Here is a 25,758-nt window from a genome sequence, read left to right on the forward strand (position 1 = left end):
GGGGTCCCGCCCCGGCCGGGGACTCGGTGCCGCGCCCCGATGACGGGGTATGCCGCGTGCTCCGGTCCCCGGGTCCGCCGGGTGCGAGGTGGGGTGGTGCGTCGGTCGTGCCGGGCGGTGCCGGTCAGCTCTCGATGTTGGCCATGACGTGCTTGATGCGGGTGTAGTCCTCGAAGCCGTACATCGACAGGTCCTTGCCGTAGCCGGACTTCTTGAAGCCGCCGTGGGGCATCTCTGCCACGAGCGGGATGTGGGTGTTGATCCACACGCAGCCGAAGTCGAGTGCCTTCGACACACGCATGGCGCGGCCGAAGTCCTTGGTCCACACGCTCGAGGCAAGGCCGTACTCGACGCCGTTGGCCCAGCGGATCGCCTCCTGCTCGTCGGTGAACTGCTGGACCGTGATGACCGGGCCGAAGATCTCGTCCTGGATCGCCTCGTCGTCCTGGCGCAGCCCGTCGAGCACGGTCGGCTCGAGGAAGAAGCCGTTGCCGAGGTCGGACTTGCGCTGCCCACCGGCGGCGACCTTGGCGTGGTCGGGCAGCCGGTCGAGGAAGCCCTGGATCCGCTCGAGCTGGTTCGCGTTGTTGACCGGGCCGAGCAGCGCGTCCTCGTCGTCCGGCATACCCACCTTGGCCTCGCCCTTGGCGAACTCGCCGAGCGCGGCGACGAAGTCGTCGTGGATGCGCGGCGCGGCCAGCACCCGGGTGGCGGCGGTGCAGTCCTGGCCGGCGTTGAAGTAGCCCGCGGTCGCGATGCCCTCGACCGCGGCCTCGATGTCGGCGTCGTCGAAGACGATGACCGGAGCCTTGCCGCCCAGCTCGAGGTGGACCCGCTTGACGTCGCGGCTGGCGCTCTCGGCCACCTGGATGCCAGCGCGCACCGAACCGGTGATCGCCACGAGCTGCGGGGTCCGGTGCTCGACGAGGGCGCGTCCGGTCTCGCGGTCACCGGTGACGACGTTGAAGGTTCCGGCGGGCAGGAACTCCGAGGCGATCTCGGCCATGAGCAGCGTGGTCTCGGGCGTGGTGTCCGACGGCTTGAGGACCACGGCGTTGCCCGCGGCCAGCGCCGGGGCGATCTTCCACATCGCCATCATCATCGGGTAGTTCCACGGCGTGACCTGGCCGACGACGCCGATCGGCTCGCGCCGGATCCAGCTGGTGTGGCCGCGCATGTACTCGCCCGAGCTGCGGCCCTCGAGCACGCGGGCCGCGCCGGCGAAGAACCGCAGCTGGTCGACCATCGGCGGCACCTCCTCGCTCGCGGTGAGCGCCCACGGCTTGCCGGTGTTCTCGGCCTCGAGCTTGACGAACTCGTCGGCCCGCGCCTCGATGGCGTCGGCGAACTTGAGCAGCGCCTGCTGGCGCTCGCCCGGCGTGGTCTGGCCCCACTCCTCGAAGGCCTTGGAGGCGGCGGCGTAAGCCGCGTCGACGTCGGCCTCGGTGGAGACGGGCGCCTTGGCGACGACCTCGGCGGTGGCGGGGTTGACGATGTCGGAGGTGGCGTCGGTCTGCGCGTCGACGTACTCACCGCCGACGAAGTTGCGCAGGGTGCGGGGGCTGGCGGCCGTGGCTGTCACTGACACTCCAAAGTCGGGTCGGGTGCGGATTCCGTGCCTTCGCACTGTAGTCCCCGCAGATACGTTTTCAATAGGTTCAGCCCTGAAAACTGTCCAAATCAATGCCCTTCTCAGCATTTGGCCACGGATTTCGTCGTGTCAGGACTTGCGCCAAACGGAACTGAGGGGACACCATGGCGTCGTGGCACGCATCCAGAAGCCGGCCCCCGAGGTCAAGCTCGACGACGTCTCCAAGGCGATCATCGAGCTGCTCCAGGATGACGGTCGCCAGGCCTACGCCACGATCGCCAAACGCGTCGGCCTCTCCGAGGCGGCCGTCCGGCAGCGGGTGCAACGCCTCCTCGACCAGGAGGTCATGCAGATCGTTGCCGTCACCGATCCCCTGCAGGTGGGGTTCCGGCGCCAGGCGATGATCGGCATCCGCGTCGACGGCGACCTCACACCGGTCGCCGACGCGCTGACCGCCATGGACGAGGTCGCCTACGTCGTCACCACCGCCGGCTCCTTCGACATCCTGGTCGAGGTCGTCTGCGAGGACGACGACGACCTCCTCCAGCTGCTCACCGGCAGCATCCGCACGCTGCCCGGCGTGCAGAGCACCGAGACGTTCGTCTACCTGAAACTCAACAAACAGCACTACAACTGGGGTACCCGATGACCACCACGCCCACGCCCGCCACGACCAGCTCCGCGCCGGGCACCACGCCCGCCGGCACGGCATACGCCGACGCCGCCCGCGACCACCTCTGGATGCACTTCACCCGGCACTCCACCTACTACGACGGCGGCCAGGTGCCCGTCATCGTCAAGGGCGAGGGCCACAAGATCTGGGACGACAAGGGCAAGGAGTACATCGACGGCCTCGCCGGGCTGTTCGTCGTCCAGGTCGGGCACGGTCGCGCCGAGCTCGCCGAGGCGGCGGCCAAGCAGGCCAAGGACCTCGCGTTCTTCCCGCTGTGGTCCTACGCCCACCCCAAGGCCATCGAGCTGGCCGAGCGGCTCGCCGCCGGAGCCCCCGGCGACCTCAACCGCGTCTTCTTCACCACCGGTGGTGGTGAGGCCGTCGAGACCGCGTGGAAGCTCGCCAAGCAGTACTTCAAGCTCAAGGGCAAGCCCACCAAGACCAAGGTGATCAGCCGCAACGTCGCCTACCACGGCACCCCGCAGGGCGCGCTGTCGATCACCGGCATCCCCGACGCCAAGGCCGTCTTCGAGCCGCTCGTGCCGGGCACGTTCAAGGTGCCGAACACCAACCTCTACCGCGCGCCGGAGCACCTGCGCGAGGACGAGAAGGCGTTCGGTCGCTGGGCCGCCGACCGCATCGCCGAGGCCATCGAGTTCGAGGGCCCCGACACCGTCGCGGCCGTCTTCCTCGAGCCCGTGCAGAACTCCGGCGGCTGCTTCCCGCCGCCGCCCGGGTACTTCGAGCGGGTCCGGGAGATCTGCGACGAGTACGACGTGCTGCTGGTGTCCGACGAGGTCATCTGCGCCTTCGGTCGCATCGGGTCGATGTTCGCCTGCGACGACTTCAACTACGTGCCCGACATCATCACCTGCGCCAAGGGCATGACGTCCGGCTACTCCCCCATCGGCGCGATGATCGCCAGCGACAAGCTGTTCGAGCCGTTCAAGCACGGCACGACGATGTTCCCGCACGGGTTCACCTTCGGTGGCCACCCTGTGTCGTCGGCGGTCGCGATGGCCAACCTCGACATCTTCGAGCGTGAGGGACTCAACGACCACGTCAAGGAGAACGCGCCGAAGTTCCGCCAGACCCTCGAGCGGCTGCTCGACCTGCCGATCGTGGGCGACGTCCGCGGCGCCGGGTACTTCTACGGCATCGAGCTGGTCAAGGACAAGGAAACCCGCGAGACCTTCAACGACGACGAGGCCGAGCGACTGCTGCGCGGCTACCTGTCCAAGGCCCTGTTCGACGCCGGCATCTACTGCCGCGCCGACGACCGGGGCGACCCCGTCGTCCAGCTCGCGCCGCCGCTGACCATCGGGCAGGCCGAGTTCGACGACATCGAGAGCCGCCTGCGCTCGGTGCTCCAGGGCGCCCAGCAACACCTGTGAGGTGACGCAGCCGCTCTGGTGGGAGGCGGACCACGGGGCGACGGCCCACCCCCCGACACCAATCCCCGCGTCGGTAAGCCACCCAAATGGACGATCGTTGACGTCAACAATCTTCCAAATGGGTGACTTGCCGACGCGCGCGGACGTCGTCATCGTCGGTGGCGGGTTCACCGGGCTGTGGACCGCCTACTACCTGCTGGCCGCTGAACCCGCGCTCGACGTGCTCGTCCTCGAGGCCGAGCACGTCGGGTTCGGGGCCAGCGGCCGCAACGGCGGCTGGGTCTCGGCCCTCTGGCCGGTCGGCCCGGAAGCGTTGGCGCGCAAGGCCGGTCGCGACGCGGCCGCTGCCATGGTGACGGCGCTGCAGGACACCGTGGTCGAGGTCGGGCGCGTGACCGCGGCCGAGCACATCGACTGCGGCTTCCACCGGGGCGGCACCGTTGCCCTCGCGCGCTCGAGTGCCCAGGCCGAGCGGGCCCGCGCCGAGGTGGCGCACTCCGACGCCTGGGGCATGGGGACGAGCTGGCTGAATGCCGCGGAGGCACGAGAGCGCCTCGCCGCCACCAACGTGCACGGGGCGACGTTCAACCCGCACTGCGCGCGGGTGCACCCCCGGCGTCTCGTCGACGGCCTCGCCAGGACGGTCCGCGGCCTCGGCGCCGAGGTGGTCGAAGGCGCACGGGTCACGGCCATCGAGCCGGGCCTGGTCCGCGTCGACACCGGTGACGGCAGCGAACGAAATGTCTTGGCACGTCACGTGATTCGTGCCACCGAGGCATGGACAGCACGGCTGCCCGGCGAACGCCGCACCACCGCTCCGGTCTACTCCCTCATGGTCGCGACGGAGCCGCTGCGCCCCGAGCAGTGGGACGAGATCGGCCTGGCCGACGCCGAGGTCTTCAGCGACCACCGGCACGTCATCATCTACGGCCAGCGCACCGTCGACGACCGCCTCGCGTTCGGCGGCCGGGGCGCGCCCTACCACTTCGGCTCCCGCATCCGGCCCGAGTTCGACCACGAGGCAGCGGTTTTCGCCGACCTGCGCAAAACCCTCACCGGCCTGCTCCCCCAGCTCGGCGGCGTGGAGTTCACGCACGCCTGGGGCGGCCCGCTCGGCATCGCCCGCGACTGGAACCCCTCCGTCGGGCTCGACCCGGCGACCGGCCTCGGGTGGGCCGGTGGCTACGTCGGCGACGGGGTCGCGGCGACCAACCTCGCCGGGCGCACCCTCGCCGACCTGGTGCTCGAACGGCATACCCCGCTCACCGCCCTCCCGTGGGTCGGGCACCACAGCCGGCGCTGGGAGCCCGAACCCCTGCGCTGGCTCGGCGTCAACGCCGGGCTGCGCGTCGCCGCCGCCGCCGACCGCGAGGAGGCCCGCACCGGGCGGCCCGCCCGGCTCGGCCACGCGCTCTCACTGCTCACCGGTCACTAGGGTCGGGTCATGGCCCTGCCACCCGACCTGCCCCCGAGCACCGAGATCGAGTCGCTCACGGACCTCGACGCCGCCCTGGCATCCGGACGTCCACTGCACGGCCTGCGGCTGCAGGACCTCGACCTCACCGCGCACTGCGACCAGCTCCTGGCGCGCACCGACCTCGAGGGCCTGGTGGTGCTCGGCGGACAGCTGCCACCCGAGCTGGATGCCCACCTGCGCACGCACGGGGCGCTCATCTTCCCGACCGACCCGCACGCGCCCATCGACCCCTACCGGGCGGCCCTCTACACGCCGCAGGAGCTGTACGGCGGGCTGCGCGAGAAGGGGTACGAGTCGACGCCGGACTACCTCGCCTACGAGTGGGCGCGTGACGCCGCTCGCGAGCGCGACGCCTTCGTCACCCTGCTGCGCGCCATCCACGACGACTCCGTCAGCGACGCGCTGATCGAGTTCGTGGGAGACCGACCCGTCGTGGGCGTGATGGGTGGGCACGCGCTGGAGCGCGGCACCCAGGAGTATGCCGCGGCGGCCCGGCTCGGCCACACGCTCGCCAAGGCGGGGCTGCTCGTGGTGACCGGCGGCGGACCCGGCGCGATGGAAGCGGCGAACCTGGGAGCGTTGTGCGAGAACGCGATCCAGCTCGACGACGCACTCGAGCGGTTGGCGGCGGTGCCGTCGTTCCGGCCGTCCGTGCAGGACTGGGCGCTTCTGGCGCTGGACGTCCGTGACTCGATCACACCCAGCACCGAGCCGACCAGCCTCGGCATCCCGACGTGGTTCTACGGCCACGAGCCGCCGAACGTCTTCTGCGACGGCATCGCCAAGTACTTCTCCAACGCGGTGCGCGAGGACGGGCTGCTCGCCCGCGCGACCGGCGGGCTCATCGTGCTCGAGGGCGCGGCGGGCACGGTGCAGGAGATCTTCCAGGCCGTCACCCCGCGCTACTACGCGACCGACGAGACGCCAGTACCGCCCCTGGTCCTCGTGGGGCGGGAGTACTGGACCACGAAGGTCCCGGTGTGGCCGGCCCTGGAGGCGCTGGGCCGCGATCGGAGGCTGGGCGCGGCGACCCACCTCGTCGACTCCCCCGAGGAAGCAGCCGACATCGTGTGCAGTCTCAACCCGCCCACCGACCCCCAGCTCACGCCGCCGCCCCTGACACCACCAGCGACCTGATGCGGCTCGCCGACCTCGCCCAGAAGGACTTCACCTACACCCCGAGGGGCCTCACCCTCGACGGTCCGCTGCCGCCCGGCTTCCACCACCTGGAGGTGCGGCGCCGCATCGGCCGCGGCGACGCGGCATACCGGTCCGCGAGCGAGGCCGTGATGACCTTCGGTGCCCAACGCGGGTGTGGCCTGCGGCCGCGGGCGACGGCCGGCCGCGCGGCACCGGGGGTCGACCTCCTGAGCCGGCTGCTCGTCGTGCCGGTGCCGTGCCGGGTGGTCTGGGCGGTCGAGGAAGCAGACCGCACCGGCTTCGGTTACGGCACCCTCGAAGGGCACGTCGAGAGCGGCGAGGAGGGCTTCCTGGTCGAGCGGGAGGGCGAGGACGTGTATGCCGTGATCCGCGCCTACTCGGTGCCGACGCACCCGATCGCACGGCTGGGTGGGCCCGTCACCAGCCAGCTGCAGCGACTGGCGGCCCTCGGCTACATCGCTGCCCTGCGCCGATCCGCCTCCTGAAAGGCTTTGCCGCACAGGCTGACTCAGGCTCCCGGAGGGGCGACGAGCACCAGCACCGCAGTCATGCCGAGTACGGCGAAGGCCGTCGCGAGCTCCGCGCCCATCACCACGGCCAGCGCGTGCACACCGGGGCTGAGGGCGATGCGCTCGGGTGAGTTCAGGCGCCGGAACGTCACGTCGTGGGCGTAGCGACGGCCGTGGTTGCCGAGGGCCAGCATCGCGCCGAACAGCAGGACCTTGACCACCAGGACCAGGCCGTAGGAGGACGACACCAGGGCGTCGACACCCCCGGTCACGAGGACGGCGTGGACCGCGCCGGTCACGACCAACAGCACCACGCTGGCGAAGGCGACCGTCGAGAACCGCGGGATCACCTCGTCGAGAACCGTGACGTTCTCCTGCGGGATGATCACGACGGCCAGCGCCACGAGCCCGCCCAGCCAGCCTGCCGTCGCGAGCAGGTGGCCCAGGGTCACCGGAACCTTGACGAGCAACCAGCCGCCCTCGACCGCGTTGGACTGCACGACGAGGGTGAGGGCGAGCAGGACCACCACGGCCAGGGACGCGGTGCGGCGCCGGCCGACCACCGGCTCGGCGGCGAGGTCACTGAGGAATCCAGCCAGCCCGACGAGCACCGCCACCCGCACCAGCACCGCGACACCGTCCTCACGGGGCACCGCCTGCAAGACGCCGCCCCCGTGGGCCGACCAGGGCACGAGCACCAGGAGCACGCTGGCGACCGCGCACACCACGACCCCGTCGCGAAGGAGCCGACGCAGCCGCTGGTCGGCCTGCCCTTCGGGCCAGACGAGCGCCCAGAAGACGAGGGTGCCCGCGACCATCGCGTACCCGGCATACACCAGCACGCGCAGCTCGAGGGAGCCCTCGTCGCCGGACGCGCAGACCCGCGCGTCCCGTGCGAGGCGCGGGCACAGGAGGTTGAGCACCGACTCGTCGCCGGTGCGGAGCATGACCTCGGCGTCCATGGCGACGGTGCTGATCGGCGCCACGACGCCCAGCCCACGCCCCACGTCCGAGGGCAGGCTGCGCCGGGTCGTGCCGTCCAGGACGTAGCGCAGCTCGACCATCCGGGTCGGTCCCCCGAGGTCGACGACGACGGTGCGGCGCAACCGGTCCGGGGCCTCCACCGGGCGGCCATCGGCGACCACCTGCAGGTCGCGGACCACCGGGACGACGGAGTCCAGGCCACTGCCGGCCCCCGCCACGTCCGGCGGCGCGAGGGCCAAGGTGGCACGCTCGCGCTCGAAGAGTGCCTGCTCCGCGACCTCGAGGCTTCCATCGGACCGAACCGCCACCCGCATCGCCACCCCGGGGTTCGTGGTGCCCGGGCCGGCCTCGTCTTCGGCAGGCGGGGCGGAACGCGACGACGGCGTGGGACTGGCGGTGGGTGTCGGGCTCCCCTTCGCGACGCTCGGCGATGCAGCAGCCCGGTCCAGGGCGCGTGCCCGGTCCAGCTCCATGCGGGGCACTCCGCGGTCCGCCACCACCACGGCACCGGCGAGGAGCACCGCCGCCGCACCCACGGCCAACCCTCGTCGCACCCCTGGGCGCACCTGCCACCCCCTCGCCAGCTCCCGGAACCCGCCCAGTCGACCACAGCACCATCGAAGGCACCTACGTCGTTTGGGGGGCGTATGGCCACCAGTGCGCGCCTACCGTGCCGAGAACGGCCACACCACGCAGGGGGACCCATGCGCAGTTCGTCGCTTCGTACCACCAAGGTCCGGGCCACCAGGCTTCGCTCCACCAGGCTTCGCGCCATGGCCACGCTGACCACCGTCGTGGGCGGCGCAGCAGCGGTGGCGCTGACATCGGGTGCGGCCGCCTCGGCCCAGTCGGGCGCGACCGTCTACGTCGTCCAGGGCCTGCCGAACACCACCGTGGACGTGCGCGTCGACGACAAGGTCGTGCAGAAGGCGGTCCCCGGCGCCACCCTGGCGGGTCCCTTCACGGTTGCGGCCGGCTCCCGGACGATCAGCTTCACCGCAGGGGGCAAGGAGCTGCTGACCCGGTCGCTGAAGCTCAAGTCCGGGCAGAACACCGACCTCGTGCTCCACCTGCCCGTCGACCCGAAGGCCACCCCCGTGGTGACCCAGTTCGACAACAGCCTGTCGGCGGTGCCCGACAACAAGGCCTCCGTCGTCGTCACCCACACGGCCGCCGTCCCGCCGGCCGACGTCGTCGTCGACGGGAAGGTGCTCTTCGCCAACATCGCCAACGGTGAGTCGCTCAGCGTGGTCGTCCCGCCGACGACCTACTCGGTGAAGATCGTCCCGGCCGGGGAGAGCGGCCCGGCGGTGCTGGGGCCGATCGACCTCACCGTCAAGGGCGGCTCCCTCAACCGGGTGTTCGCCGTGGGCGACCCGGCGAGCACCACCATGCGCGTCGTCACCCAGGTCATCGACGCACCCGCCAAGGGCTCCAGCTCGGCCCCCTCGCGGGTGGACACGGGCAACGGTGGGCAGGTCGCCGGCTACCGGCCGTGGGTCGTGCCGTTCGGACGGTGACGTCCGCGCGGCCGGACCGCACCGGACGTGCGGTGGCGCTGGCGACCGGTGCCACGCTGGCGTTCCTGCTCGGCGGGTGCAGCCCGTCCCCCGCCCCCGCGAGCCCGGGCGCCGCGACACCAAGTGCTGGGCGCACCACCGAGGACGGCTCGGTCCCGACTCCCGTCCGCACTGGTCGCACCGCGGCGAGCGAGCGCGTGCGGTTCGTCCCCACCAGCATCGTGCTGCCGGGTGCCGCACCCATGCGGGTCGTGCCGGCCACGACGCGGCAGGGCGTGCTCGCCGTGCCGGACGACCTCGCGGTCGCGGGCTGGTGGGACGGCGGCGCCTGGGCGGGAGACCCGTACGGCACCACCGTCATCGCCGCGCACGTCGACTCCGCCGAGAAGGGCGTCGGACTGTTCGCCGACCTCCTCGACGTCAGGCCGGGCGCGGTGGTGACGGTGCGCGCGGGCCGGCGGCACGCGGCATACCGGGTCACGACGACGAAGACCGTGCTCAAGCAGGCCCTGGTGACCGGCACCAAGGCCTTCGACCAGCGGGGGCCCCATCGGCTCGTGCTGGTGACCTGCACCGGGAGGTTCGACCCCGCGACCCGCAGCTACGACTCGAACTTCGTCGTGTTCGCCGAGCCCGTCGGCCCGGCGGCCTGAGCGGCGCCTACTGGAAGACGATGGTGCGGCGGCCGCGCAGCACCACCCGGTGCTCGGCGTGCCACCGCAGCGCCCGGGCGAAGGCCATCGCCTCGAGCTCCTGCCCCACCCGGGCCAGCTCGGCGGGGCTCATCCGGTGGTCGACCCGGCGGAAGTCCTGCTCGATGATCGGCCCCTCGTCGAGGTCGGCGGTGACGTAGTGGGCGGTCGCGCCGATGACCTTGACGCCACGGTCGTGGGCCTGGGTGTAGGGCTTGGCGCCCTTGAAGCTCGGCAGCAGCGAGTGGTGGATGTTGATGATGCGGCCCGGGAAGTCGGCGCACAGCTGCGGCGACAGGATCTGCATGTAGCGCGCCAGCCCGATGCTGTCGGCGTCGTAGGTGTCGACGAGCCGGCGCAGCTCGGCCTCGGCCTCCGGCTTGGTATCGCGCGTGACCGGCACGTGGTGGAAGGGCACCCCGTGCCACTCGGCGAGGGCGCGGAAGTCCTCGTGGTTGGACACGATCGCCGGCACCTCGATCGGCAGCCCACCGCTGCCGACGCGGAAGAGGACGTCGTTGAGGACGTGACCCTGCTGGCTCACCATGAGCAGCACGCGTCGCGGCACGGCGAGATCGTGCACCGCCGCGGTCATCCCGAACTCGGCGACCACGTCGGCCAGCGCCGCCTCGACCTCCTCGGCGGCCACCGGCGCCCCCTCCCGCGCCAGGTGCATCCGCAGGTGGAACTCGCCGCTGCTGGCGTCGCCGAACTGCTGCGCGTCCACGATCGTGAGCCCTTGCTCGAGCATCACGCCCGATACGGCGTGGACGATGCCCACGCGGTCCGGGCACGACACGGTCAGGACGAACTCCCGCCCGGGAGTCGGGGCCGGCGGTGTCTGCAGGTGCACGCAGCCAGCCTACGGACGCAGGCGCCAACCCGACGAGGAGTCTGAGCCGCGGACACTGGGTCAGCAAAGACACGTATCATGACTGATACGCGATAGGCCATACGCGGAGGTTCGCATGCGACTGAACAGCAAGGGGCAGGTCACCATCCCGGCCGAGCTGCGGCACAAGCACGGGTTCATGGAGGGTGACGAGGTGGATGTGGTCGAGGACGGCACGTCCCTGCGAATCGTCCACCGCACCAAGGCGACCTCCCGCGGGGCACGCGTGGTGCAGCGGATGCGTGGACGGGCCGCCAAGGGTGGCCCGTCCACCGATGAGCTGATGGAGCTGCTGCGTGGGCGGTGAGCGGCCCGTCACCTTGGTGGACACCAACGTCCTGCTGGATGTGGCCACCGACGACCCCGACTGGGGCCGCTGGTCATCGGACGCCCTCGCCCGGGCGCTCGACCGAGGCGATGCCTGCATCAATCCCATCGTGTATGCCGAGGTCTCCACTAGGTTCGACCGCATCGAGGACCTCGATGCCTTCCTTCCGGAGACCGCGTTCCGCCGAGAACAGTTGCCCTACAGCGCAGGCTTCGTGGCCGCCAAGGCGTTCCTGCGATACCGGCGACGTGGCGGCCAGCGCCACACTCCCCTGCCCGACTTCTACATCGGAGCGCACGCAGCGGTGAACGGGTACCGACTCCTGACGCGCGATGCGAAGCGCTACCGCTCCTACTTCCCGGGTCTGGTCCTCGACGCGCCCACCTGACCCGTTGCGCTGCGGGCGAGGCACAGCACCTCAGAGAGGTCTGGGCTTGCTCGCGTAGTTCCCTGGACCCCGGCCGGGTGGAGGTATTCGCCCACCGGACGCCGGTCGCCGAATACCTCGAACGCGGTGGTCGTCAGGCGGTCGCGGCCGCGAGCTGGCCGCAGGCGCCGTCGATGTCCTGCCCGCGGGTGTCACGGATGGTCGTCGGTATGCCGTGTGCGCGCAGCCGCTCGACGAACTGCTGCTCGACACCGGGGCGCGACGCCGTCCATTTCGAGCCGGGCGTGGGGTTGAGCGGGATCGGGTTGACGTGGACCCAGCCCTTGCCGCGGGCGGCGAGCTTCTCACCGAGCAGGTCGGCGCGCCAGGCCTGGTCGTTGATGTCGCGGATGAGGGCGTACTCGATGCTGACCCGGCGTCCGGTCGTCTCGTAGTAGCGGTGCGCGGCGTCGAGTGCCTCGTCGACCTTCCACCGCGTGTTGATCGGCACCAGCTCGTCGCGCAGCTCGTCGTCCGGTGCGTGCAGCGACAGCGCGAGGGTGACCGGGATCCCTTCTCCCGCAAGCTTGTCGATCGCCGGCACGAGTCCCACGGTCGACATGGTGATGCCGCGCGCCGACATGCCGAGACCGTCGGGGGCGGGGTCGGTCAGCCGGCGGATCGCGCCGATGGCGGCCTTGTAGTTGGCCAGCGCCTCCCCCATGCCCATGAAGACGACGTTGGAGATGCGGGTGGGCCCGGTGAAGTCGGGTATGCCGTCCTCGTCGCCGAGCTCGGCCGCGTCACCGGCCACGTCGTCACCACCGGTGCCGAGCTCACCCCGGCGCAGCATGCGCGCGGCATACACGACCTGCTCGACGATCTCGGCCGTCGACATGTTGCGGGTGAGGCCCGCCTGGCCGGTCGCGCAGAACGGGCAGTTCATGCCGCACCCGGCCTGGCTGGAGATGCAGATGGTGACCCGCTTGGGGTAGCGCATCAGCACCGACTCGACGATGGCGCCGTCGTGCAGCCGCCACGCCGACTTGATGGTGGCGCCGTCGTCGGCCGTGCGCTGGACGATCGGCGTGAGCAGCGACGGCAGCAGCGTCGAGACCAGCTCGTCGCGGATGCCCTTGGGCAGGTCGGTCATGTCGTCGGGTGACTCGACGAGCCGCTCGAAGTAGTGCGTCGACAGCTGCTTGGCCCGGAACCCCTTGTGCCCCAACGCCTCGACGGCCTCCTTGCGCTCGGCGGCGCTGAGGTCGGCGAGGTGGCGCGGCGGCTTGCCGCGGCGGGGGGCGCTGAACGTCAGCTGGCCGGGACGCGGCCGGTCGGCCGTGGGCGAGGGGAGGTCGGTCGTCATGGCGAGACCCAGTGTCTCAGGTGGTCGGCACGACCCAGGCGAGCAGGGCCCACGCCAGGGGTGCCACCAGCAGCAGCGAGTCGAGCCGGTCCATGATGCCGCCGTGCCCCGGCAGGACGTTGCTCATGTCCTTGATGCCGAGGTCGCGCTTGATCGTCGACTCCGCCAGGTCCCCGACGGTGGCCGCCACGGCCGCGCAGGCACCCAACAGGGCGCCGCCCCACCACGGTCCGTCGAGCAGAAAGTGCACCGCGATCGCGCCGCCCACCGCGCTTGTCACCACCGACCCCGCGAAGCCCTCCCACGACTTCTTGGGGCTCACCGACGGCGCCATGGGGTGGCGTCCGAAGGCGACGCCCGCGGCATACCCACCGACATCGCTCAGCACGGTGACCAGGATGAAGACGACGATCCGGCGCGCACCGTCGGGCGCCGCCAGCATCAGCGCGGCGAACCCCGCGAGGAACCCCGGGTAGACGGCGACGAAGAACCCGCCGGCGATGTCGCGCACGGCACCGGCCACCCCGTCGGCGATCCGCCAGATCAGCACTCCGACGCAGGTCAGGCCGAGGGTCACGATGAGGGCCTCACCACCGCCGACGTAGGCCGACAGCAGCATGCTCACCGCGCCGACGAGCGTCGGCACGAGCGGCACCTCGATCGAGACCCGGGTCAGGGCCCGCCGCAGCTCCCACACGCCGAGCGCGATCGCCGCGATGATCACGGCGAGCATCAGTTCCTTGCGGAGCACGAGCGAGCCGATGATGACTGCCCCGAGCCCCACCCCGACACCAATCGCGGCGGGCAGGTTGCGCCCTGCACGCGACGGCGTGGCCGGGGTCTCGCGGCGGGTGCTGCGGGACTCCGGCGAGGTCACGGACGGCTCCACGGACGGTCGGCGAACCCCTCAGACCTCGAGGAGCTCGGCCTCCTTGCCCTTGAGCAGGTCGTCCACCGAGTCGACGTACTTCTTGGTGGTGGCGTCGAGCTCCTTCTCACCGCGTGCGCCGTCGTCCTCGCCGACCTCGCCGTCCTTGACGAGCTTGTCGATCTCGTCCTTGGCCTTACGGCGGATGTTGCGGATGGACACCTTGGCGTCCTCACCCTTCTGCCGGGCGAGCTTGATGTAGTCCTTGCGGCGTTCCTCGGTGAGCTGCGGCAGGACGCACCGGATGACGTTGCCGTCGTTGCTGGGGTTGACGCCCAGGTCGGACTCGCGCAGTGTCTTCTCGATCTCGTTCATCGCGCCCTTGTCGAACGGCGTGATGAGGATGGTGCGGGCCTCGGGCGTCTGGAACGACGCGAGCTGCTGCAGCGGCGTCGGGGCGCCGTAGTAGTCGACCATGAGCTTGTTGAACATGCCCGGCGTCGCGCGCCCGGTGCGGATGCCCGCGAAGTCCTCCTTGGCGACCTCGACGGCCTTCTCCATCTTCTCCTCGGCCTCGAACAGGCTGTCCTCGATCATGTCTTGCTCCTCGTCCCGCGTCGCCGCGTGCGCTCCGCTTGTGGTGGTCAGTCTGGCGTATGCCGCGTGGCCGGGTCGTGCGCGTCGGTGCCCCTGCCGCGCTCGGACCGGCCCGCCCGGGCTCAGCCCGGGACGACCAGGGTCCCGATTCTTTCACCCCGCAGGGCGCGGACGACGTTGCCTTCGCCCTCCATGCCGAACACGACCATGGGCAGCTTGTTGTCCATGCAGAGGCTGAAGGCGGCGGCGTCGACCACGCGCAGGCCCCGCTGGAGAGCCTCCTGGTAGGTGATCTCGTCGAACTTGTGGGCGCCGGGGTTGGTGCGCGGGTCGGAGTCGTAGACCCCGTCGACGCCGTTCTTGCTCATCAGCACGGCGTCGCACTTGATCTCCAGGGCCCGCTGAGCGCTGACCGTGTCCGTGGAGAAGAACGGCATACCGGCCCCCGCGCCGAAGATCACGACGCGCCCCTTCTCGAGGTGGCGGATCGCGCGGCGAGGGATGTACGGCTCGGCGACCTGGCCCATCGCGATGGCGGTCTGGACGCGGGTGTCGATGCCTTCCTTCTCCAGGAAGTCCTGCAGCGCAAGGCAGTTCATGACCGTGCCGAGCATGCCCATGTAGTCGGCGCGGGTGCGGTCCATGCCCTGCTGCTGCAGCTCGGCCCCGCGGAAGAAGTTGCCGCCACCGATGACGACGGCGACCTCGATGCCCTCGCGGACCGCCTCGGCGATCTGGCGGGCGACCGCGCGCACGACGTCGGGGGCGAGCCCGATCTTGCCGCCGCCGAAGACCTCTCCGCTGAGCTTGAGCAGGACGCGCCGGGGTTCGTCCCGGGAGGAGGGAGTGGTCGCGTCAGCCGCGGAGTCGGGGGCGGTGGGCTCGGGCGCGACGGACACGTCGGGTCCTCCTGGGTGGCTCGGGGGTTCCTGCGCATACTTCCACATTCCCCGTGGGCTCACTTCTCCGGCAGCGTGGCAGGGTATGCCGTGGAGTCGCCGCCCGCGTGACCGCGCGGGCACCCAGCCCCCGACCTTCAGGAGCGTTGATGAAGTCCGGCATCATCCCCGGTCACCGGGACGAGTCCGTCCGCCCCCAGGACGACCTGTTCGCCCACGCCAACGGCACCTGGGTGCGCGAGACCGAGATCCCCGGCGACCGGGGCCGCTGGGGCACGTTCGACCTGCTGCGGGAGCAGTCCGACGAGCGGGTGCGCACCATCATCGAGACGGCCGCCGCGGACACCGAGGCCGAGCCCGGCTCGGCGACCCGCAAGGTCGGCGACCTCTACAACTCGTTCATGGACGAGGAGCGTGCCGAGGAGCTCGGGCTCGAGCCGGTGCGCGCCGACCTCGAGGCCATCGCTGCGGTGAAGACGCCCGGGGAGCTGTTCGGCCTCATGGGCCGCCTCCAGCGCCAGGGCGTCTCCGGGCTCATCGCGATGGGCGTGGCCCCCGATGCCGGCAACCCCGAGGAGTACATCGTCTACGTCGGGCAGGACGGCCTCGGCCTGCCCGACGAGTCCTACTACCGCGAGGAGCGGCACGAAGCCGTCCGCACGGCATACCTGCCCCACGTCGCGCGCCTGCTCGCCATGGCGGGCATTGGGGACGGGTCCACGGGTGAGGGTTCGCCGGCGGCGAACGTGGTCGACCTCGAGACCCGGCTCGCGTCGCACCACTGGGACAACGTCGCGACCCGTGACGCCGTCAAGTCCTACAACCCCAAGGCCTGGGACGAGCTCGTCGCGCTCGCGCCCGACCTGCCGTGGCAGGAGTGGGTCGACGGGCTCGGCGCCGGTGACGCGCTGGCCAAGGTCGTCGTCGGTGAGCCGAGCTTCCTCGAGGGCGTCCAGCAGGAGCTCGCGGAGGTTCCGCTCGAGACATGGAAGACGTGGCTGGCGTTCCACCTGCTCGCCTCCGCGGCGCCGCTGCTGAGCAAGGAGTGGGTCGACGCGGAGTTCGACTTCACCGGTCGCGTCATCAGCGGGCTGCCCGAGAACCGCGCGCGCTGGAAGCGCGGAGTCGCCCTCGTCGAGGGCGCCGTCGGTGAGGCAGTGGGCCAGCTGTACGCCGCGGAGTACTTCCCGCCGGCCGCCAAGGAGCGGATGCTCGAGCTGGTCGGCAACCTCGTCGAGGCGTTCCGACGCTCGTTCGAGGGGCTCGACTGGATGGGCCCCGAGACCCGTTCACAGGCACTGGAGAAGCTGTCGACGTTCCGGCCCAAGGTGGGCTACCCCGACGTGTGGCGCGACTACTCGAAGCTCACGATCGACAACGACCTGGTCGGAAACGTCAAGCGTGCCAACGAGTTCGAGTTCCAGCGCCAGCTCGACAAGCTGGGCGGGCCGATCGACCGCGACGAGTGGCTGATGCTGCCGCAGACGGTCAACGCCTACTACCACCCGCTGATGAACGAGATCGTCTTCCCGGCCGGCATCCTCCAGCCGCCGTTCTTCGACCTGGAGGCCGACGACGCCGTCAACTACGGCGGCATCGGTGCGGTGATCGGCCACGAGATCGGGCACGGGTTCGACGACCAGGGCTCGCGCTACGACGCCAAGGGCGCGCTGCGCGACTGGTGGACCGAGGAGGACCGGGCCCGTTTCGACGAGCGCACCCAGGCGCTCATCGAGCAGTTCAGCCAGCTCTCGCCCGTCGCGGCGCCGGACGAGAAGGTGAACGGTGCACTGACCGTCGGTGAGAACATCGGCGACCTCGGCGGCCTCGCCATCGGCTACGCGGCATACCGAATCGCCTCTGAGGGCAAGGAGGTTGGTGAGATCGACGGGTACACCGGACCCCAGCGGTTCTTCCTCGGATGGGCGCAGGTGTGGTCCGGCAAGGCGCGGCCCGAGGAGGCCAAGCGGCTGCTCGCGATCGACCCGCACTCCCCGACCGAGGTGCGCGCCAACGCGGTGCGCAACACCGACGAGTTCCACGAGGCGTTCGGAGTGACCGAGGGTGACGGCATGTGGCTCGCGCCCGAGCAGCGCGTCCACATCTTCTGAGGAGCGAGCAATGGGCGACGAGCGCGAGATCCTCACCTGGGAGCTGTTCGGGACGGCGGTGCGCGAGCTGGCCACCGCGGTCGCGGCCGACTACCGGCCCGACATGGTGCTGTCGATCGCCCGCGGAGGGCTGCTCATCGGCGGTGGGCTGGGCTACGCCCTCGGCATCAAGAACACCTACACCATGAACGTCGAGTTCTACACCGGTGTCGACCAGCGGCTGGAGGTGCCGCGGATCCTGCCTCCGGCGCCCGACTTCGTCGACCTGCACGACGCCCGCATCCTCATCGCCGACGACGTCGCCGACACCGGCCACACGCTGCGGTCGGTGCAGGAGTTCGTGGCCGGCAAGGTCGGCGAGGTGCGCACCGCGGTGATCTACGAGAAGTCGCACTCGGTGGTCAAGCCCGACTACGTGTGGCGCCGCACCGACCTGTGGATCAACTTCCCGTGGAGCGACAAGCCACCGGTCACCGAGGACGCCGGCGCGGTCCTCGACGCCTGACGCCGGTCAGCGTCCCTCGCCCGCACCCAGCAGGTAGGGCACCGCGGCGCCGGCCATCCCCACCTGGTCGTGGGCCACGCCGGGCACCTCGGCGAGCACCCAGCGGAACGGGACGTCGTCGCGCTGCGCAACGGCCCGCGCCCGGGCGAAGAACTCCTTCCCACGCGCCAGCCGGGTATCACCCTGGGCCATCGCGCCGTCGTCCTGACGCAGGTTCTCGGTCTCGGTGTCCTCCTCCCCCAACAGCACGATGAGCCGGCGCCCGAAGGCAGCGCGCGCATCGAAGGCCGGAGCATGATCTCCCTTGAGCCCGTAGGGGAAACGCTCCGAGTCGTCGGGCATGGTGTACCACCCGGCATTGGCCGCGACGGCCGTCGTCACGGGGGCATCCGGCACCAGCTCGACGTACCGGTGCACGAACTGCGCCCCCGCCGAGTGCCCGAACATCACGAACCCCTCCTGTGAGCCGCCGATGCGCTCACGAGTCCGCTCGAACAGCGGCTCGATGTAGCCGTAGGCACCGTCCTCGACCCCGGGGTTGCGCCGGTCGCGCCCGTCGGGGTCGGCCAGCCCGCCCAGGTTGTAGTTCTCCGCACCGGGGAAGTCCTCCCGGCTGAACTGCGGCACGACGACCACCACATCGCGGTCGCGCACGAGCCCGGCCCACGTGTTGCGGTAGTCGGCGCCGTTGCGGTCGGTGCCGTGCATGACCACGAGGATCGTGGCGTCGCGAGTGGCCCGGGCCCCGGTCACGTAGTAGACGGGGATGTCCTTGCGGCCCTCCAGGCGCAACGTGAACTTGCCGCTGCCGAGCAGAGCGGACAGAGATGCGGCGCCACCGGACGGCTGGCTGGAACAGGCGCCGAGCGTGAGGCTGGTCAAGACGAGCAGAGCTCCCAGAAGTCGTCGCATGTCATCGCACGGCCATCAGAACCGGAGGGTGCCCACACCACCGGGCCACGCCACGGCCGGACCCAACGCGGTGCGGGCCTGGGCCAGCTGCGCGGGAGGGCACGGTCTGGGCACGTAGTCCACGAGGGTGTTGTCCGTCTGGATGCACCGGAAGGTGAGTACTCCGCTGCCGCTGGGCTCCCAGCGCAGGTTGGCGATCGCGCCCAGTCCGGGCCGCCCGTAGGTGTCGAACCGTCCCGGGGCGCCGAAGACGAAGTTGCCGATGCCGTAGGCGACCGGCATGCCCTTGACGACCTCGACCGCCTGGAGTGTGTGCGAGCCGCTGCCGATCACGACGTCGTACCCGGCATCGGCGAAAACCCCTGCCCAGTAACGCTGTTGGTAGTTCACGTCGTCGTAGTTGTCGCCCCAGTGGACGAACGCGACGACCTTGGTGGCCCCGTTGTCCCGGGCCACCCGGATCGCCCGCTCGATGCGGTCAGGCTTGAGCGGCAGCATGCCCGGAGTCACCTCGGTGCTGCGGTGCATGGCGCCGAAGTTCTCGCCGAACGACACCACCGCCACATCGTGCTGGGATGAGCGCACCAGCAGTGGCATCGACGCCTCGGCCATGGTGGGGCCGGCTCCGAACGTGGCGATCTCATTGGACCTCGCCGCCGCGAGGGTGTCGCTGAGCCCCGCACCTCCGCGGTCCATGGCGTGGTTGTTGCCGAGGTTGAGGGCGTCGACGCCGAGGTCGCGCAGGGCCGGGAGGTATGCCGGGTCGCTGGCATAGGAGTACTTCGCACCTCGGTTGGCGGGTGGGGCGGCGGCCGTGAAGGGGGTCTCGGAGTTGATGACCAGGTAGTCGGACGCGGCCACGAGTGGCCGCACCCCCGCGAGGAGCGGCACGACGCCCACGGCGGCCAGCTTCTCCGCGGCTCCGTCACCGAACATGCTGTCGCCGCCGAACGTCAGGTCGAGCACCCCGTCGGGCAGCGACGGGACCATTGCCTCGACCACCGGCTCGGGTGGCGGAGCCGCAACGGCGAGCTGCCAGCTGAGGGCTCCGCCGGTGCCAAGCGCGGTCGCGAGGCACAGGGCGATGAGGCGTCGGTCGCGGCGCAGGTGCCGGCCGGCGGGACGACGGGCACGGCGACGGAAGATCGGACGGGCCACCATCACAGACCCGCCGCCGGCCATCGGGTGTTCCGCGCAGACCTGGTGCGCCACAACCGGTCCCGGTACTCCTCACCGGTCAGCACGGTCGCCGGTTCGTCGGGGTCCAGGACCCACACCGAGTCGGCCAGGGAGAGCGCATCGGGGTCCTGGGTCACCATCAGCACCGTGCCGCGGTGGCGCAGCAGGGCTTCGCGCACGAGGGACCGAGACGTGGCGTCGAGGCCGGTCATGGGCTCGTCGAGCAGCAGGATCCTCGGGGTGCCCATCATCGCCCGGGCCAGGGAGACGAGCTGCCGGTCACCGGCGCTGAGGTTGGCGCCACCCTCGGTGACCCAGTCCGAGAGCCCGTGGTGACCGTGCCGCGCCAGCGACTCGTCGAGGCCGAGACCCTTGACCACGCGCTGGACCTCGGCATCGGAAGCCCGCTGCGCGGCATACGTCACGTTGCGTCGCACGGTCCCCCGCAGGAGCGGCAGGTCCGGGCTCGAGACGCCCATCATCGGGCCGACCGACGAGGGTGCCGTGTCGGCCAGGCGCTGGCCGTCGATGACGACGTCCCCGGAGGCCGGCTCGACGAGCCGCGCGAGGATGCCGAGCAGGGTCGACTTGCCGCTGCCCGAGGGCCCGGTCACCGCGACCAGCTCGCCGCGGTCGGCCACGGCGGAGAAGCCGCGCAGGGCACCCGGCACGGTGACGTCGACGAACTCGATCCGGCCACCGCGCACGGTGAGCGGCTCGAGGTCGTCCTCCCGTGGGTGACGGCTCGAGCTGACCAGGAAGTCGAGCACCTTCTGACGCGAGACCAGGCCGCGGTGCCAGTAGTCGTGCGCGAGACCGAGGGTGCGCACCGGCCGCGCGAGGTAGCGCGCGAGCAAGGCGCAGGCGATGACCTCCGGCATCGTCGTCGTGCCTCGGCGCACTCCCACGACCCCGACGGCGAGGACCGCCGCCACCGACACGAGCGAGGCACCCGCCGCCAGTCCGCGCAGCTGGCCGCGCAGGGCAGCCACGCGGCACAGGGCCCGGGTGAGCGAGTCGTTCTGGCGGGACAGGCGCGCATACTCGCCCGCGGTACGCCCGGACACCTGGCTCACCCGCACCGTGTTGAGCTGCTCGTCGATGTTGCCCATCAGCAGCGAGCGACGCCGACGCATCGTCCGCGTCGCCTCACGCATCGAGCGGCCGAACCCCAGCGACATGGCGGCCCCCAGGGCGAGGACGCACACGACGGCGAGCCCCATCCACAGGTCGAGCCAGAAGACGACCCCGAGGCCGACCGTGAGCACGATGGCGGCCGAGATCCCTTCCAGCAGACCGCGACTCAACCACATGCGCAGCATCGACAGGTCGCCGGTGAGGCGCAGCAGCAGCCCACCACGCGCGCGGTGCCGCAGGTGCTCGGGCCGCATCCGCTGCAGATGGGCGTACATGTCCATGCGCAACCGGCGCACCACCTCGTAGCCGGCCCGTTCGGCCCGGGTGAACTCCAGGGCTCGCGCCGCCCCGATGAGGACACCGAGACCGCCGAGGATGGCGGTGTCGCGCAGTCCGCCCTCGTAGGCCTGGACCGCCGCGTTTCCCACCCCGGTCGGTGTCAGCGACTCGATGACGCGGCGCGTGAGCACCACGAAGGCCGCGAGAGCGCCGGCCTGTACCAGCCCGAGGAACCCCACGACGACGAAGTCGGTGGGACGAAGGTCGAAGACGTGGTCGAAGTCCTCTCGTTCCAACCGGTTTCGCTGTCGCGTGGCGCGGGCCTGCGCGGCGGCCGTGGCCGTCACGGCGTCACCAGCGACGGTTGACGACGGGTGCGGCTCAGCTCGTGCGAGCTGACGAACTCGAGGTCGTCAACCCGCACCCGCGCAGCGTGCGCCAGACCCGCCTCACGGTCCCGCGCCACCGCGGCCTCCTCGAGCCCGGGAAGGTCGATGGGCCACGCCGGTGCCGCGATGGGCTCCGGCTCGCCGACAAGGCTCGGGTCGATCCCCAGGAGCGGCGCGACCACCTGCGGGTCCTGGAGCTCCGGGATGCCGAGCGTCGGCAGCCCGAGCTCCTCCTGCGCCTCGCGAACCGCCAACGGCGACCTGGTGAGGGTGCCCGACACGGCGACGACGTCGAACCCGTGCTCGGTCAGCGAGCGCACGCCCTGGGCAGCGCCCATCGCGTCAGACGCGGCGAGCACCACGACGTCGATGAGGTCGTGCACGATCGGCGAGGTCAGCAGCCGACGGTTCTCCTGCTGGAAGACGCCGTCGGCGATCTCGACGAGGTTGACACCGCACCCACCCAGCGACAGGTGCCCGACCAGCTGCGCCATGACGTCCTCGAGGACGGGGATCGGCTGCCGGAACGACGACGCGAGTCCCGCGTCGGTGAAGTCGAGCATCATGTGGGCGCCGGCGTCGAGCATGACCCAGTAGTCGTTGCCCGAGCCGGTGCCGGTCACCTTGGTGGCACCCGGGCGGACCCCGACCTTGGAGAGGCCGTGGAGGATGTAGTGCATCGTGGTGGTCTTGCCGGCGTTCATCGAGGTGCCGAGCACCGCCACCGTCCGCGGGCGGATGGCCGGCACGTCGATCATCGGCAGCCGGAAGTCGGCGACGTTGATCGGTCGTCCGGACTCGTCACCGACGAGGCCGATCGGCACGATGTCGGTGGCGGCCCGCACCGCCCGGCTGCGCGACTGGGCCTGCGAGGCGATGCCGCCACTGGCGACCAGCTGCACCGGCCCGAGGTGACGCGGCACGTAGGACTCGAACTGGTCGGTGGCGTAGCGGTCGGCGTAGGCGACGATGACGAGGTCGTCGACGTGCAGGTGGCTGCGCCGTCCGTGCGGCTGCTCGATGTGCTTGTGCTGCCCGAGCCGCTCGACGCGGGCGAGCACCACATCGCCGGAGCGTGGCCGCACGGCGCCGCCCACCAGCGTGCGCATCGCCTCGGGCGGAACCCGTCTGGTCGCGAACGACTGTTTCGCGGCAGCGCGCATTGCGGGGGTGACGGACCGCACCCAGGTCTGGCGCCTCATGGGCGTGCAGCAATCATCGGTGGACTCCTTCGTCTGGCCGGAACTCCCTGCAGGACAGGCCTGCTCGCGCCCTCCGATGCGAACTCGGACAAGTCTGGCGGCCCCCGCAGTCACGGCGAATCCGACGAATGCCGTGAAAGTTCCGCCCTTCAATGCGTCAGATGCACCAGTTGAACGGACAACCATCCTCGGGTTGGACGCGACAGCGGTTGTTTGCCGAAGCTACGTCCCGTTTGCCTAGACGGCAGGCCCGGTCGGGCGGGGCTTCAGAACCCGGCGTTGCGGAGCATGAACTCCGTCTCGGTGTCGCGCCCGCCGCGCGGATCCTCCGGCGGCTCGACCTGCTGCATCGTGCGCAGGTCGGCGGGGTCGACCCGCTCGGGCAAGCGGGTGAAGTCGGGCAGCGGGCGGCGGGGTGGGCCTGCCACCGTCGCCTTCATCCGCTTACGCATGCTCCGAGTATGCCGCACGCGGCCCCTCGGGCGAAGGGACGCGGGCCGCCTCGCCAGGCACGCGGCATACGACGCAGCGAGGCCCCCCACCGCGGACGGTGAGGGGCCTCGGGCTGAGGTGACGGCGGGCGTCAGGCGCCCACGCGGAAACGCTCGAAGCCAGCGATCGTGGCGCCGGCCTCCTCGACGACCTTCGCGACGGTCTTCTTGGCGTCCTTGGCGAACGGCTGCTCGAGGAGCACGTTCTCCTTGAAGAAGCCGTTGACGCGACCCTCGACGATCTTCGGGAGGGCGGCCTCGGGCTTGCCCTCCTCCTTCGCGGTGGCCTCGGCGACCCGACGCTCGTTCTCGACGGTCTCGGCGTCGACCTCGTCACGGGTCAGCACGGTCGGGCTGAACGCCGCGATGTGCATCGCCACGTCGCGCAGGGTGGCCTCGTCGCCCTCGCCGCCGACCAGGACACCGATCTGCGCGGGCAGGTCGGGGCTGGTCTTGTGCAGGTAGGACACGACGACGGGGGCCTCGACGCGACCCACGCGCTTGACCTCGATCTTCTCGCCGATGGTCGCGTTGGCGTCGTCGAGCAGCTCCTTGACCGACTTGCCGTCACCGGCGTCGGCGGCCAGCAGCGCGTCCGCGTCAGCCGCACCAGCAGCGACCGCGGCGGCGAGCACCTGGTCGGCCAGCGCGATGAACTTCTCGCCCTTGGCGACGAAGTCGGTCTCGCACAGGACCTCGACGAGGGTGCCCACGCCGCCCTCGGCCTTGGCGGTGACCAGACCGTTGGAGGTGGTGCGGCCCTCGCGCTTGGTGACGCCCTTGAGGCCCTTGACGCGCAGGATCTCGGTGGCCTTGGCCTTGTCGCCATCGGCCTCGTCGAGGGCCTTCTTGACGTCGAGCATGCCGGCGCCGGTCGACTCGCGCAGCGCCTTGATGTCAGCGGCGGTGTAGTTCGCCATGGGTGATTCTCAACTCGTTTCTGTCGATGAGTCGGATGAGTGTGAGGGGTGGGACGGGCTCGCGGCCGCGTCCCCGATGCCGGGGCCGTTCAGTGCGAACAGGCCCCGGCACCAATGGAGTTCGTCAGGCGCCGGCGATCTTGTCGGCCTGCTCCTCGGTGACCTCGGTGACAGCCTTGGCCTCGTCGGCCGGCATGCCCTCGCTGTCGACGGCGGCGGTCTCGTCCGCGGCCTTCTTCACCGACGATGGGCCGGTCTCGGTGTCGGTGTCGGCAGCGGCCTGCTCGCTCGCGGCCTCCTGGCCGGCCAGCAGCTCGCGCTCCCACTCGGCCAGCGGCTCGTCGCCCGCGACGGCCTCGCCGTCACCGGCAGCGGCCTTGCCGCCCTGGCTGCGCTGGATGAGGCCCTCGGCCACGGCGTCGGCGATGACGCGGGTCAGCAGGGTGACCGAGCGGATCGCGTCGTCGTTGCCGGGGATCTTGTAGTCGACCTCGTCGGGGTCGCAGTTGGTGTCGAGGATCGCGATGACCGGCAGGCCGAGCTTGCGGGCCTCGTCAACCGCGAGGTGCTCCTTCTTGGTGTCGACGATCCACACGGCCGAGGGGACCTTGGCCATGTCGCGGATGCCGCCGAGGGTCTTCTCGAGCTTGTCCTTCTCCCGCTTGAGGATGAGGAGCTCCTTCTTCGTGCGACCGGAGCCGGCCACGTCGTCGAAGTTGATCTCCTCGAGCTCCTTGAGCCGGGTGAGGCGCTTGGAGATGGTGTTGAAGTTGGTGAGCATGCCACCGAGCCAGCGGTGGTTGACGTACGGCATGCCGACGCGGGTCGCCTGCTCGGCGATCGGCTCCTGCGCCTGCTTCTTGGTGCCGACGAACAGGATCGAACCGCCGTGGGCGACGGTCTCCTTGACGAAGTCGTACGCGTTGTTGATGTACGTCAGCGACTGCTGCAGGTCGATGATGTAGATGCCGTTGCGCTCGGTCATGATGAAGCGCTTCATCTTCGGGTTCCAGCGACGGGTCTGGTGCCCGAAGTGGACGCCGCTCTCCAGGAGCTGGCGCATGGTGACGACGGCCATGCCGTGGTCCTCCTTGTGTCGTTGTCAGTTACGTCGGTGTGCCGCGTGGCTGCGACCACCTGCCTGGCGTCTGCAACGCACCCCGCCGGCATACTGGCCGGACTGCCGTGGTGCGCCCCCGCTTCGTCGGCGAGCCGAGTCAGCGGGTGGAAGACGCGCGAATTCGACCGGCACGAGACCGGTCGTCCGACCATGGTACGCCGTGCGGGGCTGAGCACGGTAATCCGGTCGCGCCGT

General features: G+C 70.8%; 25 protein-coding genes. 11 read left to right on the plus strand and 14 right to left on the minus strand.

From position 1 onward, the window contains the following. Positions 1-124: 124 nt before the first annotated feature. Positions 125-1,582 (minus strand): gamma-aminobutyraldehyde dehydrogenase, encoded by a 1,458-nt coding sequence (locus HJG52_RS05875; protein ID WP_346767590.1) that lies wholly within the window; start codon positions 1,580-1,582, stop codon positions 125-127. A gap of 190 nt (positions 1,583-1,772) precedes the next feature. On the opposite strand from HJG52_RS05875, the gene HJG52_RS05880 reads away from it, so the two are divergent. From HJG52_RS05880 to HJG52_RS05900, 5 genes are read left to right on the plus strand one after another with little or no spacing between them, the layout of a single operon-like run. Then, positions 1,773-2,240: an Lrp/AsnC family transcriptional regulator gene (locus HJG52_RS05880; protein ID WP_430413334.1), complete on the plus strand. Its 468-nt coding sequence runs from the start codon at positions 1,773-1,775 to the stop codon at positions 2,238-2,240. After that, a complete protein-coding gene (locus HJG52_RS05885) occupies positions 2,237-3,658 on the plus strand; it encodes an aspartate aminotransferase family protein (protein WP_171242545.1) in 1,422 nt (473 codons plus the stop codon). The genes HJG52_RS05880 and HJG52_RS05885 overlap by 4 nt, the downstream gene beginning before the upstream one ends. A gap of 1 nt (position 3,659) precedes the next feature. After that, a complete protein-coding gene (locus HJG52_RS05890; RefSeq protein ID WP_346767591.1) occupies positions 3,660-5,093 on the plus strand; it encodes an NAD(P)/FAD-dependent oxidoreductase in 1,434 nt (477 codons plus the stop codon). 9 nt (positions 5,094-5,102) lie between these two features. Beyond that, a complete protein-coding gene (locus tag HJG52_RS05895; RefSeq protein WP_171242547.1) occupies positions 5,103-6,272 on the plus strand; it encodes an LOG family protein in 1,170 nt (389 codons plus the stop codon). After that, positions 6,272-6,781, plus strand: coding sequence for a DUF1990 domain-containing protein (locus HJG52_RS05900; protein WP_171242548.1), 510 nt, complete (start codon positions 6,272-6,274; stop codon positions 6,779-6,781). The genes HJG52_RS05895 and HJG52_RS05900 overlap by 1 nt, the downstream gene beginning before the upstream one ends. Positions 6,782-6,804: 23 nt before the next feature. Here the strand turns inward: HJG52_RS05900 and HJG52_RS21540 are convergent, their stop codons facing one another. Beyond that, on the minus strand, positions 6,805-8,325 hold the full coding sequence (locus tag HJG52_RS21540) for a CopD family protein (RefSeq protein WP_171242549.1): 1,521 nt from the start codon (positions 8,323-8,325) through the stop codon (positions 6,805-6,807). A gap of 237 nt (positions 8,326-8,562) precedes the next feature. Between HJG52_RS21540 and HJG52_RS05910 the strand changes: the two genes are divergently transcribed. Both HJG52_RS05910 and HJG52_RS21545 read left to right on the plus strand, forming a co-directional pair. Beyond that, positions 8,563-9,309, plus strand: coding sequence for a DUF4397 domain-containing protein (locus HJG52_RS05910; RefSeq protein WP_171242550.1), 747 nt, complete (start codon positions 8,563-8,565; stop codon positions 9,307-9,309). Then, positions 9,306-9,962: a sortase domain-containing protein gene (locus tag HJG52_RS21545; protein ID WP_206069932.1), complete on the plus strand. Its 657-nt coding sequence runs from the start codon at positions 9,306-9,308 to the stop codon at positions 9,960-9,962. Before HJG52_RS05910 ends, HJG52_RS21545 begins: the two co-directional genes overlap by 4 nt. A gap of 7 nt (positions 9,963-9,969) precedes the next feature. On the opposite strand, the gene purU is transcribed toward HJG52_RS21545, so the two are convergent. After that, positions 9,970-10,854, minus strand: coding sequence for a formyltetrahydrofolate deformylase (gene purU, locus HJG52_RS05920; protein WP_346767592.1), 885 nt, complete (start codon positions 10,852-10,854; stop codon positions 9,970-9,972). Between the two features lie 115 nt (positions 10,855-10,969). On the opposite strand from purU, the gene HJG52_RS05925 reads away from it, so the two are divergent. Further along, positions 10,970-11,200 carry an AbrB/MazE/SpoVT family DNA-binding domain-containing protein gene (locus HJG52_RS05925; RefSeq protein ID WP_171242551.1) on the plus strand — a complete coding sequence of 77 codons (231 nt, stop codon included), beginning with the start codon at positions 10,970-10,972 and terminating at the stop codon, positions 11,198-11,200. Beyond that, positions 11,190-11,609 carry a PIN domain-containing protein gene (locus HJG52_RS05930; protein WP_171242552.1) on the plus strand — a complete coding sequence of 140 codons (420 nt, stop codon included), beginning with the start codon at positions 11,190-11,192 and terminating at the stop codon, positions 11,607-11,609. Before HJG52_RS05925 ends, HJG52_RS05930 begins: the two co-directional genes overlap by 11 nt. A gap of 133 nt (positions 11,610-11,742) precedes the next feature. Here the strand turns inward: HJG52_RS05930 and rlmN are convergent, their stop codons facing one another. The 4 genes from rlmN to pyrH all read right to left on the minus strand — a co-directional run bounded on the left by rlmN (position 11,743) and on the right by pyrH (position 15,234). Beyond that, entirely contained in the window at positions 11,743-12,954 is a 1,212-nt protein-coding gene (rlmN, locus tag HJG52_RS05935; protein WP_171242553.1) for a 23S rRNA (adenine(2503)-C(2))-methyltransferase RlmN, read from the minus strand. Positions 12,955-12,970: 16 nt separating this feature from the next. Beyond that, positions 12,971-13,831, minus strand: a complete 861-nt coding sequence (locus HJG52_RS05940; protein WP_171242554.1) for a phosphatidate cytidylyltransferase — start codon at positions 13,829-13,831, stop codon at positions 12,971-12,973. Positions 13,832-13,861: 30 nt separating this feature from the next. Further along, positions 13,862-14,419, minus strand: coding sequence for a ribosome recycling factor (frr, locus tag HJG52_RS05945; RefSeq protein WP_171242555.1), 558 nt, complete (start codon positions 14,417-14,419; stop codon positions 13,862-13,864). A 122-nt stretch (positions 14,420-14,541) separates the two neighbouring features. Then, positions 14,542-15,234: a UMP kinase gene (gene pyrH, locus HJG52_RS05950; protein ID WP_240977656.1), complete on the minus strand. Its 693-nt coding sequence runs from the start codon at positions 15,232-15,234 to the stop codon at positions 14,542-14,544. A 233-nt stretch (positions 15,235-15,467) separates the two neighbouring features. Here pyrH and HJG52_RS05955 point away from each other — a divergent pair, with 233 nt between their 5' ends. Then, complete coding sequence (locus HJG52_RS05955) at positions 15,468-17,429, plus strand: M13 family metallopeptidase (RefSeq protein ID WP_171242556.1); 1,962 nt, start codon at positions 15,468-15,470, stop codon at positions 17,427-17,429. A gap of 10 nt (positions 17,430-17,439) precedes the next feature. Next, positions 17,440-17,934 (plus strand): phosphoribosyltransferase, encoded by a 495-nt coding sequence (locus HJG52_RS05960; protein ID WP_171242557.1) that lies wholly within the window; start codon positions 17,440-17,442, stop codon positions 17,932-17,934. A gap of 6 nt (positions 17,935-17,940) precedes the next feature. On the opposite strand, the gene HJG52_RS05965 is transcribed toward HJG52_RS05960, so the two are convergent. The 7 genes from HJG52_RS05965 to rpsB all read right to left on the minus strand — a co-directional run bounded on the left by HJG52_RS05965 (position 17,941) and on the right by rpsB (position 25,521). Then, positions 17,941-18,816 carry an alpha/beta hydrolase gene (locus tag HJG52_RS05965; protein ID WP_171242558.1) on the minus strand — a complete coding sequence of 292 codons (876 nt, stop codon included), beginning with the start codon at positions 18,814-18,816 and terminating at the stop codon, positions 17,941-17,943. A 45-nt stretch (positions 18,817-18,861) separates the two neighbouring features. Then, on the minus strand, positions 18,862-20,007 hold the full coding sequence (locus tag HJG52_RS05970) for a CapA family protein (RefSeq protein WP_171242559.1): 1,146 nt from the start codon (positions 20,005-20,007) through the stop codon (positions 18,862-18,864). Next, positions 20,007-21,788: an ABC transporter transmembrane domain-containing protein gene (locus HJG52_RS05975; protein ID WP_171242560.1), complete on the minus strand. Its 1,782-nt coding sequence runs from the start codon at positions 21,786-21,788 to the stop codon at positions 20,007-20,009. The genes HJG52_RS05970 and HJG52_RS05975 overlap by 1 nt, the downstream gene beginning before the upstream one ends. Next, positions 21,785-23,032 (minus strand): DUF1611 domain-containing protein, encoded by a 1,248-nt coding sequence (locus HJG52_RS05980; protein WP_171242561.1) that lies wholly within the window; start codon positions 23,030-23,032, stop codon positions 21,785-21,787. The genes HJG52_RS05975 and HJG52_RS05980 overlap by 4 nt, the downstream gene beginning before the upstream one ends. Positions 23,033-23,298: 266 nt before the next feature. Further along, positions 23,299-23,484: a heme biosynthesis protein HemY gene (locus HJG52_RS05985; RefSeq protein WP_171242562.1), complete on the minus strand. Its 186-nt coding sequence runs from the start codon at positions 23,482-23,484 to the stop codon at positions 23,299-23,301. A gap of 131 nt (positions 23,485-23,615) precedes the next feature. Then, a complete protein-coding gene (gene tsf / locus HJG52_RS05990) occupies positions 23,616-24,443 on the minus strand; it encodes a translation elongation factor Ts (RefSeq protein ID WP_171242563.1) in 828 nt (275 codons plus the stop codon). Positions 24,444-24,567: 124 nt separating this feature from the next. Continuing rightward, positions 24,568-25,521 (minus strand): 30S ribosomal protein S2, encoded by a 954-nt coding sequence (gene rpsB, locus HJG52_RS05995; RefSeq protein ID WP_171242564.1) that lies wholly within the window; start codon positions 25,519-25,521, stop codon positions 24,568-24,570. Between the last annotated feature and the right edge of the window lie 237 nt (positions 25,522-25,758).

This window comes from Knoellia koreensis (assembly GCF_013041615.1).
Taxonomy (GTDB): Bacteria; Actinomycetota; Actinomycetes; order Actinomycetales; family Dermatophilaceae; genus Pedococcus; species Pedococcus koreensis.